Below are 13,396 nucleotides of genomic sequence, written 5' to 3' on the forward strand. Positions count from 1 at the left end.
AGGCCGCCGACCACGGCCGACCCCACCCGAAAGGGCACCACGCGCATGGAGCAGTACGAGCCCGAGCGCCTCTCCGCGGTCCAGGTGGCCGCCATGCGGCGCAGCCTCCGCACCGGCCGGGCCTCCCTGACCCGCCGTTCGCTGCTGCGCGCCTCCGCCGGCGGCGTGCTCGCGGCGGGCGGCCTCGGGGCGCTGAGCGCCTGCGGCATCCCCCCGGCGGGCAGGACGCAGGGCGGCGTCGCGGCGGAGGACCACTCGGCGAAGGAGAAGGAGATCGCCTTCTCCAACTGGACCGAGTACATGGACGTCGACGACAGCGGCAAGCGGCACCCGACGCTGGAGGCGTTCACCGAGCGCACCGGCATCAAGGTCACGTACACCGAGGACATCAACGACAACAACGAGTTCTTCGGCAAGATCAAGCCGCAGCTCGCCGCGGGCCAGGAGACCGGCCGCGACCTGATCGTCCTCACCGACTGGCTGGCCGGCCGCCTGATCCGCCTGGGCTGGGTCCAGAAACTCGACCCGGCCCACCTGCCGCACGCCTTCGCCAACCTCTCACCGCAGTTCCGCGACCCCGACTGGGACCCGGGCCGCGCCTACTCCTACCCCTGGCAGGGCATATCGGCGGTCATCGCCTACAACAAGAAGGCGCTGGACGGCATCGAGGTGACGTCCGTCTCCGACCTGCTCGACAACCCCCGGCTCAAGGGGCGCGTCGGCTTCCTGACGGAGATGCGCGACACCGTCGGCATGACCCTGCTCGACATGGGCAAGGACCCGGGGAAGTTCACCGACGACGACTACGACGCGGCCATCGCCCGCCTCCAGCGCGCCGTCGACAAGGGACAGATCCGCCGCTTCACCGGCAACGACTACACCTCCGACCTCAGCAAGGGCGACTTCGCCGCCTGCCTGGCCTGGGCCGGCGACGTGGTCCAGCTCAAGGCGGACAACCCGGACATCGACTTCGTCATCCCCGACAGCGGCTACATCACCTCCAGCGACAACCTGCTGATCCCCGACAAGGCCCGGCACAAGACCAACGCCGAACGGCTCATCGACTACTACTACGAGCCGCAGGCCGCCGCCCGGCTCGCCGCCTACATCAACTACGTCTGTCCCGTCGACGGCGTGAAGGAAGAGCTTGCGAAGATCGACCGGGATGCGGCGGACAACCCGCTGATCATCCCCGACAAGGCCATGCAGGCCCGGTCCCGTTCCTTCCGCTCGCTGAGTTCGAAGGAAGAGACGGCCTACGAAACGAAGTTCGCGAAGCTCACTGGGGCGTGACGACGATGAAGACGACAGACACGGCCGCCGCCGTGCAGACCGGTGGCGACGTCCGCCTGACCGGCATCAGCAAGACCTACGGCTCCTTCACCGCCGTACACCCGCTCGACCTGACCGTGCCGCAGGGCTCCTTCTTCGCCCTGCTCGGCGCCTCCGGCTGCGGCAAGACCACCACCCTGCGCATGATCGCCGGCCTGGAGGAGCCCACCACCGGCACCGTGTCGCTGGGCGACCAGGACGTCACCCACCTGCCGCCCTACAAGCGGCCGGTGAACACCGTCTTCCAGTCCTACGCCCTCTTCCCGCACCTGGACATCTTCGAGAACGTCGCCTTCGGCCTGCGCCGCCGCGGCATCAAGAGCGTGAAGAAGCAGGTCGAGGAGATGCTCGACCTGGTGCAGCTGGGCGAGCAGGCCCGCAAGAAGCCGCACCAGCTCTCCGGCGGCCAGCAGCAGCGCGTCGCGGTCGCCCGCGCCCTGATCAACCACCCCAAGGTGCTGCTGCTGGACGAGCCGCTGGGCGCCCTGGACCTGAAGCTGCGCCGCCAGATGCAGCTGGAGCTCAAGCGCATCCAGACCGAGGTCGGCATCACCTTCGTGCACGTCACGCACGACCAGGAGGAGGCCATGACGATGGCCGACACGGTCGCCGTGATGAACGGGGGGCGGGTGGAGCAGCTCGGCGCGCCCGCCGACCTGTACGAGAACCCGCGCACCACCTTCGTCGCCAACTTCCTCGGCACCTCCAACTTCATCGAGGCCGAGGTCGACTCCCGCAGCGGCGACGACGTCGTCCTGACGGCGTGCGGCGACAAGCTGGTCCTGCCCGCGGCCCGGTGCTCCGCGCCCACGGCGCCCGGCGGCAAGGTGCTGGCCGGCGTCCGCCCGGAGAAGATCTCGCTGACGCACGCCGACGACGCCGGCTCCCTGCCCGCGGGCCGCAACCGCCTCACCGGGAAGATCGCCGAGGCCAGCTTCATCGGCGTCTCCACGCAGTACGTCGTCGACAGCCCCGCCTGCCCGCACTTCTCCGTCTACGTCCAGAACGTCGACCGCGACGCCCGCCTGGTGCCCGGCGCCGACGTCGTCGTGCACTGGAGCCCGGCGCACACCTTCGGCCTGGACGCCGCCCAGGACGCCGAGGCCGGCGTGGAAGAGGCCGCCTGATGACCAGCACCACGCTCACCGAGGCGCCACCACCGCTCAACCCGGCCGCACCGGAGCGGAAACCCCCGCGCAGGCGGGGCCGCCTCACGCCGTACTGGCTGCTGCTGCCCGGCATCCTGTGGCTGGTCGTCTTCTTCGCGCTGCCGATGGTCTACCAGGCGTCCACGTCCGTGCAGACGGGCTCCCTGGAGCAGGGCTACAAGGTCACCTGGCACTTCGCCACCTACTGGGACGCCCTCTCCGCGTACTGGCCGCAGTTCCTGCGCTCGGTGGCCTACGCCGCCGCCGCGACCGTGCTGTGCCTGCTGCTCGGCTACCCGCTCGCCTATCTGATCGCGTTCCGCGCGGGCCGCTGGCGCAACCTGATCATGATTCTGGTGATCGCGCCGTTCTTCACCAGCTTCCTGATCCGCACCCTGGCCTGGAAGACGATCCTCGCCGACGGCGGCCCGGTCGTCGGCGCCCTGGACGCGCTGCACGTCCTGGACGTCACCAGCTGGCTCGGCTGGACGTCCGGCGACCGCGTGCTGGCCACGCCGCTGGCGGTGGTGTGCGGTCTGACGTACAACTTCCTGCCGTTCATGATCCTTCCGCTGTACACCTCCCTGGAGCGGATCGACCCGCGCCTGCACGAGGCCTCCGGCGACCTGTACGCCCGGCCCTTCACCACCTTCCGCAAGGTCACCTTCCCGCTGTCGATGCCGGGCGTCGTCTCCGGCACGCTGCTGACCTTCATCCCGGCCGCCGGCGACTACGTCAACGCCGACCTGCTCGGCTCCACCGACACCCGTATGGTCGGCAACGTCATCCAGACCCAGTTCCTGCGGGTCCTCGACTATCCGACGGCCGCGGCGCTCTCCTTCATCCTGATGGCCGCGATCCTCGTCATGGTCACCGTCTACATCCGCAGGTCCGGCACGGAGGATCTCGTCTAAATGACCTTCGTCAACTGGCTCAAGCGCAATCTGGTCGTCCTCGCCGGACTGCTGACGCTCGCCTATCTGCTGCTGCCGAACATCATCGTCACGGTGTTCTCCTTCAACAAACCGAAGGGCCGTTTCAATTACGAGTGGCAGCAGTTCTCCGCGGACGCCTGGAAGGACCCGTGCGGGGTCGCCGGCCTGTGCGGCTCGCTCTCCCTCAGCCTCCAGATCGCCTTCTGGGCGACGCTGGGCGCCACCGCGCTGGGCACGATGATCGCCTTCGCGCTGGTCCGCTACCGGTTCCGCGCGCGGGGCGCGGTCAGCTCGCTGCTCTTCCTGCCGATGGCGATGCCGGAGGTGGTGATGGCGGCCTCGCTGCTCACCCTCTTCCTCAACATGGGCGCCCGGCTGGGCTTCTGGACCGTCCTCATCGCCCACATCATGTTCTGCCTGAGCTTCGTCGTCACCGCCGTCAAGGCGCGCGTGATGTCGATGGACCCGCGGCTGGAGCAGGCGGCGCAGGACCTGTACGCCGGCCCGTTCCAGACGTTCCTGCGGGTCACCCTGCCGATCGCCGCCCCCGGCATCGCGGCGGGCGCGCTGCTCGCCTTCGCGCTCTCCTTCGACGATTTCATCATCACCAATTTCAACGCGGGCTCGACCGTCACCTTCCCCATGTTCGTATGGGGCTCCGCCCAGCGCGGAACACCCGTACAGATCAACGTCATCGGAACGGCCATGTTCGTCATCGCCGTACTGTTCGTCCTCATCTCCATGCTCATCAGCAATCGCCGCACCAAGCACAAGGCGTAGAACCCCTGTAGGGAGTTGAAATCATGGCCCCGAGCGCCATGACCCGCTGGACGAAATCCCTTTCCGAAGCCCAGCCGGTCCCGTACTGGCTGGACGACCCCGGCAGGCCCCGCCCCGAGCCCGCCCTCACCGGCACCGAGAGCTGCGACCTGCTGGTCGTCGGCGGCGGCTACAGCGGACTGTGGACCGCGCTCATCGCCAAGGAACGCGACCCGGGGCGGGACGTGGTGCTGCTGGAGGGCCGCGAGGTGGGCTGGGCCGCCTCGGGCCGCAACGGCGGCTTCTGCGCCGCCTCCCTCACCCACGGCCTGCCCAACGGGCTCACCCGCTGGCCGGACGAGATCCACAAGCTGGAGGAGCTGGGCGCCCGCAACCTCGACGAGATCGAGCGCGCGGTCGCCCGCCACTCCCTCGACTGCGACTTCGAACGCACCGGCGAGATCGACGTGGCGACCGAGCCCTACCAGGCCCGGGAGCTGAAGGAGTTCCACGAGGAGCTCCTCCGCCGGGGCCTGGCCGAGGGCATCGAGTACCTGGACGCCGACGCGGTGCGCGAGCAGGTGGACTCCCCGACCTTCCGGGCGGGCCTGTACGACCGCCGCGGCGTGGCCATGCTGAACCCCGCCAAGCTCGCCTGGGGCCTGAAGCGGGCCTGCCTCGGCCTCGGCGTCCGCATCCACGAGCACACCCCCGCCCTGACGCTGCGGCCGTACGGCGCCGGCATGTCCGTGCGCACCCCCTACGGAGCCGTCCGCGCCCGCCACGTCGCCCTCGGCACCAACATCTTCCCCAGCCTGGTCAAACGGGTCCGCGCCTACACCGTCCCGGTCTACGACTACGCCCTGATGACCGAGCCGCTCACCGCGGACCAGCTCGCCTCGGTCGGCTGGAAGAACCGCCAGGGCCTGGGCGACAGCGCCAACCAGTTCCACTACTTCCGCCTGTCCGCCGACAACCGCATCCTGTGGGGCGGCTACGACGCGGTCTACCCCTACGGCGGCCGGGTGCGCGCCGAGTACGACGACCGCCCGGAGACCTACGCCAAGCTCGCCGACCACTTCTTCACCTGCTTCCCGCAGCTGGAGGGCGTCCGCTTCACGCACGCCTGGGGCGGCGCCATCGACACCTGCTCCCGCTTCTCGGCGTTCTTCGGCACCGCCCACCAGGGGAAGGTCGCCTACGCGGCCGGATACACGGGCCTGGGCGTGGGCGCCACCCGGTTCGGCGCCGAGGTGATGCTGGACCTGCTGGCGGGGGAGCGCACCGAGCGCACCGAGCTGGAGATGGTCCGCAAGAAGCCGCTGCCGTTCCCGCCGGAGCCCTTCGCCTGGACCGGCATCGCGCTGACCAAGTGGTCCCTGGCCCGCGCCGACGCGCACGACGGGCGGCGCAACCTGTGGCTGCGGACGATGGACCGGCTGGGGCTGGGCTTCGACAGCTGAGCGGCGTACCCGCGCGGCGCGGACGCGGACTGTGATCCGGTTCACTCCCACGAGTCGCCCGAACCCGCGTAACGCCTGACGGGAGACCTCCCTCTCCCTCGTGACGCACCCGCGTCCACGAGCGAAAGGGAGGTCTCCTCATGTCCGGGACGACAACGGCGGCCGGGTGGCTGGCATCCGCCGCACCGGATCCCGAGGCGTGCCGCCGGGCGTGGGAGCGCGATCCGCACGGGATCGCGCTGCTGCCCGCCGGCCGGGCCTGGGACGTGCTCATCCTGCCGGGCCGGCTCGGCCACCCCACCCTCGGCGTCCTGACCCGCCTCCTGGAGCGGCCCGGGCCCGTGCTCGCCGGCCTCGGCGACGCGCGCACCGGCTTCTTCGTGCCGCCGGGCACCGCGGCCCACTGGCTGGGCACCGGCGTCCGCGCGGCCGGGGCCGGCGCCTGGATCGCCGTACCGCACCCGGAACGGGCGGCGTCCGGCTCCGTCCGCTGGCTGGTCCCGCCGGACGGCTCCGGCACGCTCACCGACCCGGCCCTGCTGGAACTGGCGATGCACGAGGCGGCGGCGGGCCGGGCGCCGGACGGGGCCGGGCGGTGACTCATGAGCCGACCGGGCGGCGACCCACGAGCGGGCCCGGCCCCTCCGGTAGGGCGGCCGGTACGGCGACCGGGCTCCCGTCGGGCGCCCGTGCAGCCGGCGCGGGACCGGCCGGGTGCCTCCCGGGCCGGTGTGTGGTGGTGGTCGCCCGGAGGGTTCCGGGCCGGTGCGTGGCGACGGTCACCCAGGGGGTTCCGGGCCGGTCCGCGGGGACGACGGTCCGGAGGGCTCCGGGACGGTCACCCCGGGGATTCCGGTTGCCGGGACCGGCGCCGGCCGCCCCGCCCGGCGGCCACCCGCAGGCAGACGAGCAGCACCGTCCCCAGGCACCAGCTCGCCACCACGTCCAGCGGCCAGTGGTAACCCCGGCGCACCAGCCCGAACGAGACGCCGAGGACGAGGAGGGCACCGGCCGCGACCAGCGTGCGGCGCACGGCGGCCGAGCGGAGCCAGGGAAGCAGGAGCAGAACGGCCCCGCCGTACGCGACGACGGCGGTGGCGGTGTGACCGGACGGGAAGTAGCCGACGGCCGGCGGCACGACCGGCGTGCCCGGGCGGGCGGTCCACTCCTTCAGCGGGACGACCAGCAGCGGCACCAGCGCCATCGCCGCGGCACCGGCGAGCGGCGGCAGCCACCAGCGGCCCGCCCCCGCGGCCCGGCCGCGCCACGCGACGCAGGCCAGCGCGGCGGCGAGGACGGGCAGGGCCACCTGGACGTTGCCGAGGTCGGCGAGGAGTTCGGAGAAACCGTCCGGACGGGCCAGCGCCCGGCTGAGGCGCTCGTCGGCGCGCACCAGCGGGCCGTCGGCGACGACCTGCCAGGTGATCAGCGCGAAGAGGAGCGCGGGCAGCCCGAGCAGGAGGAGAAGAGGAAGAGGAAAGGGAAGCGGAAGGGAGAAAGGGGAAGTCGGCCGCCCGGGAACAGGGGGGGAGGTTCCGGGACGGCCGACGGGACCGGAACGTCGCACGCCCCGGGGGGTCTGGGGCGGGCGACCGTCCGATCGGTGAGGAGACCCGGAGCTGGAAGCTCCGGTTGTGTGCGCGAAGGCACGACCAGATCGAAGCTGGGGAGGCCCGGATCTGGTGTCGCCCGCGGTCTCCCGCGGGCGGGGTGTATCTCTCATCTGCGTAGAACCTACGACAGGGAGGGGGCGGAGGACAGGGCGATCGTCGTCCTGCCATCCACCCCCCACACGTTCTTCACACGCCCTGCCGCCAGCCGCATCAGACGTGCGATGTCCTCGCTCGGATGCGCGGGCGGACGGGCGTGCGAAGACGGGATCAGATGCCCGCGAACGCCTGCTCGATGATGTCGAGGCCCTCGTTCAGCAGGTCCTCGCCGATGACCAGCGGCGGCAGGAAGCGCAGCACGTTGCCGTAGGTGCCGCAGGTCAGGACCAGCAGGCCCTCGGCGTGGCAGGCCTTGGCCAGCGCGCCGGCCGCCTCGGGGTTCGGCTCCTTGGTGGCGCGGTCCTTGACCAGCTCGATGGCGATCATGGCGCCCCGGCCGCGGACGTCACCGATGACGTCGAACTTCTCGGCCATGGCGGTGAGGCGCGACTTCATGATCGCCTCGATGTTCTTCGCCTTGGCGTTGAGGTCGAGCTCCTTCATCGTCTCGATCGCGCCCAGCGCACCGGCGCAGGCGACCGGGTTGCCGCCGTAGGTGCCGCCGAGGCCGCCCGCGTGCGCGGCGTCCATGATCTCGGCGCGGCCGGTGACGGCGGCGAGCGGCAGACCGCCCGCGATGCCCTTGGCCGTGGTGATCAGGTCCGGGACGATGCCCTCGTCCTCGCAGGCGAACCACTGGCCGGTGCGGCAGAAGCCGGACTGGATCTCGTCGGCGACGAAGACGATGCCGTTGTCCGAGGCGAACTGGCGGATCGCGGGCAGGAAGCCCTTGGCCGGCTCGATGAAGCCGCCCTCGCCGAGCACCGGCTCGATGATGATGGCGGCCACGTTCTCCGCGCCGACCTGCTTGGTGATCTGGTCGATGGCCTGCTTCGCGGCCTCGGGGCCGCAGTTGTCCGGACCGGTCGGCCAGCGGTAGGCGTAGGCGACCGGGACGCGGTAGACCTCGGGCGCGAACGGGCCGAAGCCGTGCTTGTACGGCATGTTCTTCGCCGTCAGCGCCATCGTGAGGTTGGTGCGGCCGTGGTAGCCGTGGTCGAAGACGACGACGGCCTGGCGCTTGGTGTAGGCGCGGGCGATCTTGACGGCGTTCTCGACGGCCTCGGCGCCGCTGTTGAACAGGGCCGACTTCTTGGCGTGGTCGCCCGGGGTCAGCTCGGCCAGCGCCTCGGCGACGGCGACGTAGCCCTCGTACGGCGTGACCATGAAACAGGTGTGGGTGAAGTCGGCGAGCTGCGCGGACGCCTTGCGCACGACGGCCTCGGCGGAGGCGCCGACGGAGGTCACGGCGATGCCGGAGCCGAAGTCGATCAGACGGTTGCCGTCGACGTCCTCGATGATGCCGCCGCCCGCGCGCGTGACGAAGACCGGCAGCGTGGAGCCCACGCCCTGCGCGACCGCGGCGAGACGGCGGGCCTGCAGCTCCTGCGACTTCGGGCCGGGGATGGCGGTGGCGACGCGGCGCTCCTGCGGAAGTGCGGTCATGCGGGGCTCCTGGGGGTGTTACGGACGCTTTCCTTCTTTTCTCGCAGGCTAGGACGGGGACAGGGGGGCGGGCATGCTCCATGTGGGCGTTGTCGGCGGGGCGCCTTGTCCGCAGTGGATATAGAGGTCTGTGCGGCCGGTATCGGACGCCCGGCCGCGTAAGCGGTGAACCGCCCTTGCGGGGGCGTTAGATTGACTCGCTGACGGTGGACGGAACGGCTGGTCAGGGGGCAAGGGCGATGGACGGCGACGGGAACCGTGACGCGCGGGGTACGCATGCGCATCCTGTGCCGCGACCGGCGGGGCCGCCCGAGACACCCGGGATGCCAGGGGCGGACGGGGTACCCGGAGCGCCCGGGATGCCCGCGGTGCCGCCGCGGCCGGTACGCGCACCCGGGACACCCCCGCCTCCGGACGGCTCGGCCTTCCTGGCCTGGCTGCGCACGCCCCGGCCCGAGGCGCCGCCCGGCATCTGGCGGTTCGGGCACCGGCCGCGGCCGGCCGAGGAGCCCGAGCAGGTCCCGGCACGGCAGCTGCTGAGCGGGGCGCTCATCGCCCTCCTGGTGGGCTGGCTGATCTGGTCGCTGCTGTGGAACGGCTACCTCGGCAGCTGGTGGGTGCTGCCCCTGGAACTCTTCACGCCGGACTCCTGGCGCCGGAACAACGACCGCGTCGGCAACGCCGTCCTCTGGTACGGCTACTACACGGTCATCGCCCTCGCCATCCTGCTGTTCACGGCCCGTCTGGGCCGGTGGCCCGAGGTCTGGCGCCGCTACGGCCCGCCCGCCTGGCGCGGGACCGCTCCGGGCGGCGAGCCGCCGCACGCCCCGGGCGAGGACCCCGCCGAGTGGCCCGCCCTGCGCGCCGCCGGGGCCGTGGACGCCGCCGAGCGGCTCGCCTCCGACGCCCGCGCCGGGTTCATGAAGGACGTCGACCACGCCCGGATCACCCGCGCCTGGCAGGGCGTGCACACCGGCCGCCACAGCCTCGCCGCCTTCGCCCAGGCCGTGCTGAAGGACGGCGCCGCCGCCTGCCCGCACCCCTCCGGCGCCCGCGACCTGCCCGCCCGGCAGGCCCCGCACGACCTGGTCACCGGGCAGGTCCGGCTCGGCACCACCGCCGACGACCCCCGCAACCCGTACGCCTACCGCGGCACCGGCCTCGCCCTCGGCCCCGACCTGCTCGGCACCTCCCTGCTCGCCGTCGGACCGGCCGGTTCCGGCAAGACCGGCAGCCTGGTGAGGCCGCTCGCCGAGTCGCTGTGCCTGCACGCGCTCGCCGGGCGCGCCGCGGTCGTCGTGGTCGGCGCGGCGGGCGCGGGGCTCGGCCCGGCCGACGCCTACGACGTCGTCGTACGCATCGGGAACCCGGACTCCGTGTACGACCTGGACCTGTACGGCGGGAGCACCGACCCCGACGAGGCGGCGGCCGTGCTCGCCGAGGCCCTCGTCGGGGACCTCGCCGACCCGCACCCCGGCAGCGACAGCCGCCGCTCCACCACCGTCCTCGCCCAGCTCCTCGGGCCCTTCCGGGCGGTCCACGGCCGCTTCCCCTCCGTACCGGAGCTGCGGCAGCTCCTCGACGGGACGCCCGGCCCGCTGGCCGCGCTGCGCAAGGCGCTCCAGGAGGCCGGGCAGGAGTCCCTGCTGCGGGAGCTGGACGCCCGCGAGCGCCAGATGGCGCACCCGGGCGACGTGGCCGGGGTGCTGGCCGACCGGGTGGCGCTGCTGGACCGGCCCGCCTTCGCCCCCTTCTTCGACACCTCCGGCCGCTCCCGGCCGTTCTCGCTCAAGGCGCTGGACCACCCGGTGCGGGTCCGCATCGACCTGCCCGAACGCGGGCACGCCGACGCCTCCCGGATCCTGGCCCGGCTGGTGCTCGCCCAGTTCACGGCGAGCGTGACGGTACGGGAGGACCGGTCGCTGTTCGCCTGCCTGGTGCTGGACGACGCGAGCGGCGTGGTCACCCCGGAGGCCGTGCGCGGCATCCAGCGGCTGCGGTCGGCCCACGCCGGGGTCGTGCTGACCCTGCGCACCCTGGACGACGTACCGCGTCCGCTGCGCGGCCCGCTGCTCGGCGCCACCGGCTGCCGGATGGCGCTGTCCGGGCTCACCCCCTGGGACGGGCAGGACTTCGCCGAGGTCTGGGGCAAGGAGTGGACCGAGGCCCGCGACGTCACCGACCGGCAGATCATCGCCGAGACCCCCGCGGGCAAGGCGGCGCACATGCTGCGCCGTGTGATCACCGGGAAGGCGCCGACCGCCCGGGCGGTCACCGTCCGTCAGGTCGAGCGGGAGCGCTGGTCGGCGTCCGAGCTGGCGCACGCCGTGCCGCCGGGGCACGCGGTGCTGTCGCTGACCACCGTCCGGGGCGAGCACGCGCCGCCGCTGCTGGTGGACCTGCGAGGGTGAGCCCCTCGACCGGGCACGGTTGACCATCCGGACCATACGGACCATCCAGTCCATCCGGTCCATCCGGGCCATACGGTCTGGATGGCCCGGATGGACCGGATGGACTGGATGGCCCGTATGGACTGTATGGGTCGTACGGTGAGGCAGAATCGATCCAGGCCGTTCATACACGGCGGCCAAAAGATCGCTGGGGTGATCGTGACGATCACACCCTTCTGACGCAGACCTGAAGGCCCCATGCCCCCCACCCTCGCCTCGCTCGTCCACCACTCCGCGCTCAAACTGACCGTGCGCGCGGGCGAGGACCGCCTCGACGTGCCCGTGCGCTGGGCGCACGTCAGCGAGCTCGCCGACCCCGTGCCCTACATGGAGGGCGGGGAACTGCTGCTGATCACCGCGCTCAAGCTGGACGCGGAGGACCCGGAGGCGATGCGCCGGTACGTGCGGCGGCTGGTCGGGGCCGGGGTCGTCGGGCTCGGCTTCGCCGTCGGCGTCAACTACGACGAGATCCCCGGGGCCCTCGTCGAGGCGGCCGAACAGGAAGGGCTGCCGCTGCTGGAGGTGCCGCGCCGCACCCCCTTCCTCGCCATCAGCAAGGCCGTGTCCGCCGCGATCGCCGCCGACCAGTACCGGGCGGTCACGGCGGGCTTCGCGGCGCAGCGCGAGCTGACCCGGCAGGCGCTGACGGACGGCCCGGAGGGGCTGCTCGGCGCGCTCGCCGCGCAGGTCGACGGCTGGGCGGCACTGTACGACGCCTCCGGTTCCGTCGTCGCCACGGCACCGGAGTGGGCCGGGCGCCGGGCCGCGCGGCTCACCGCGGACGTGCAGCGGCTGCGGGAGCGGCCCGCGCCCGCCTCCTCGGTCGTGGGCGGCCCCGACAACGAGGACCGCGTCGAACTCCACTCCCTCGGCACCGGACGCAGGCCCCGCGCCGCGCTCGCCGTCGGCACCGCCGCCGCCCTCGGCACCGCCGAGCGGTACGCCGTCCACTCCGCGATCGCCCTGCTGACCCTGACGACGGAACGCTCGCGGTCGCTGCACGCGGCCGAGCAGCGCATCGGCGCCGCAGTCCTGCGCATGCTGCTCGCCGCCGAGCCCGACCACGCGCGCGCGGTCGCCGGGGACCTGTACGGCGACCTGCTGGACGCCCCCTTCCGGATGATCGTCGCCGAGTCGGTGCCGGGGCCGGCCGCGCGGGCCCACGCGCCCCTGCCGCAGGCGAAGCCCGCCGCCGCGCCCGCGGCCGACCGGGGCGGCGACCCGCTCGGCGCCCTCGCCGAGGCCGTGGAGTCGGCGGCGGCCCGCGCGGGCGAGGCGGTGCTCGTGGTGCCGGAAGGGGAGCGGCTGGTGGTGCTGGCCGCCGACGGGGGAGCGGCGGTCGCCGCCTGCACGGAGTACGCGGCGGCGCTGGAGGGGGGACGGCAGGCCGGCGCGCCGGAGTCGGCGACGGGCGGCGAGGGCGGCGAACTGGTCGTCGGACTGTCCGCGCCGTCCGGCCCCATCGGCGCGTCCGCCGCCTACAAGCAGGCCGAGCAGGCGCTGTCGGTGGCCCGGCGGCGCGGCAGGGTCTGCGTGGAGCACGAACAGCTCGCGGCCGGGTCGGTGCTGCCGCTGCTCGCCGACGACGCGGTGCGCGCCTTTGCCGACGGGCTGCTGCGCGCCCTGCGCGAGCACGACGCGACCGGACGCGGCGACCTGGTCGCCTCCCTGCGCGCCTGGCTGTCCCGGCACGGCCAGTGGGACGCGGCGGCGGCCGACCTCGGCGTGCACCGGCACACGCTGCGGTACCGGATGCGGCGCGTGGAGGAGATCCTCGGCCGCTCCCTGGACGACCCGGACGTGCGGATGGAGCTGTGGCTGGCGCTGAAGGCGACGTCGCCGGAGCAGAACTGAGAGCAGGGCCGCACAGAACCGGGAGCAGGACCGAAGGGACACCCACTCGGGCCGAAGGGGCGCCCGCCCGGGGCCGAGGGGGCACTCGCCCACCCGGGATCGAGGGGGCACTCGCCCGCCCGGGGCCGAGGGGGCACTCGCCCGCCCGGGGCCGAGGGGGCACTCGCCCGCCCGGGGCCGAGGGGGCACCCGCCCGCCCGGGGCCGAGGGGGCACTCGCCCACCCGGGGCCGAGGGGGCA

Annotated in this window: 10 protein-coding genes; 8 read left to right on the plus strand and 2 right to left on the minus strand. The window is 73.1% G+C overall.

Annotated features, from left to right (window positions below):
- Nucleotides 1–45: 45 nt before the first annotated feature.
- The 6 genes from ABZ340_RS21395 to ABZ340_RS21420 all read left to right on the plus strand — a co-directional run bounded on the left by ABZ340_RS21395 (nt 46) and on the right by ABZ340_RS21420 (nt 6,236).
- On the plus strand, nt 46–1,293 hold the full coding sequence (locus tag ABZ340_RS21395; protein ID WP_358783384.1) for a spermidine/putrescine ABC transporter substrate-binding protein: 1,248 nt from the start codon (nt 46–48) through the stop codon (nt 1,291–1,293).
- Nucleotides 1,294–1,298: 5 nt separating this feature from the next.
- Entirely contained in the window at nt 1,299–2,459 is a 1,161-nt protein-coding gene (locus tag ABZ340_RS21400; RefSeq protein WP_358783385.1) for an ABC transporter ATP-binding protein, read from the plus strand.
- Nucleotides 2,459–3,394, plus strand: coding sequence for an ABC transporter permease (locus tag ABZ340_RS21405; protein WP_358783386.1), 936 nt, complete (start codon nt 2,459–2,461; stop codon nt 3,392–3,394). The genes ABZ340_RS21400 and ABZ340_RS21405 overlap by 1 nt, the downstream gene beginning before the upstream one ends.
- Nucleotides 3,395–4,195 (plus strand): ABC transporter permease, encoded by an 801-nt coding sequence (locus ABZ340_RS21410; protein ID WP_358783387.1) that lies wholly within the window; start codon nt 3,395–3,397, stop codon nt 4,193–4,195.
- Nucleotides 4,196–4,218: 23 nt separating this feature from the next.
- Entirely contained in the window at nt 4,219–5,637 is a 1,419-nt protein-coding gene (locus tag ABZ340_RS21415) for an FAD-dependent oxidoreductase (RefSeq protein ID WP_358783388.1), read from the plus strand.
- Between the two features lie 140 nt (nt 5,638–5,777).
- The gene (locus ABZ340_RS21420; protein WP_358783389.1) at nt 5,778–6,236 is read left to right on the plus strand and encodes a hypothetical protein; all 459 of its coding nucleotides are present in this window, start codon (nt 5,778–5,780) and stop codon (nt 6,234–6,236) included.
- 239 nt (nt 6,237–6,475) lie between these two features.
- Here the strand turns inward: ABZ340_RS21420 and ABZ340_RS21425 are convergent, their stop codons facing one another.
- Both ABZ340_RS21425 and gabT read right to left on the minus strand, forming a co-directional pair.
- Nucleotides 6,476–7,360, minus strand: a complete 885-nt coding sequence (locus ABZ340_RS21425) for a phosphatase PAP2 family protein (protein ID WP_358783390.1) — start codon at nt 7,358–7,360, stop codon at nt 6,476–6,478.
- A gap of 157 nt (nt 7,361–7,517) precedes the next feature.
- On the minus strand, nt 7,518–8,852 hold the full coding sequence (gene gabT / locus ABZ340_RS21430; RefSeq protein ID WP_358783391.1) for a 4-aminobutyrate--2-oxoglutarate transaminase: 1,335 nt from the start codon (nt 8,850–8,852) through the stop codon (nt 7,518–7,520).
- Between the two features lie 239 nt (nt 8,853–9,091).
- Between gabT and ABZ340_RS21435 the strand changes: the two genes are divergently transcribed.
- Nucleotides 9,092–11,263, plus strand: a complete 2,172-nt coding sequence (locus ABZ340_RS21435) for an ATP-binding protein (protein ID WP_358783392.1) — start codon at nt 9,092–9,094, stop codon at nt 11,261–11,263.
- Between the two features lie 237 nt (nt 11,264–11,500).
- Entirely contained in the window at nt 11,501–13,156 is a 1,656-nt protein-coding gene (locus ABZ340_RS21440) for a PucR family transcriptional regulator (RefSeq protein WP_358783393.1), read from the plus strand.
- The last annotated feature ends 240 nt before the right edge of the window (nt 13,157–13,396 follow it).

The organism is Streptomyces sp. NPDC006134 (assembly GCF_040628835.1).
GTDB lineage: Bacteria > Actinomycetota > Actinomycetes > Streptomycetales > Streptomycetaceae > Streptomyces.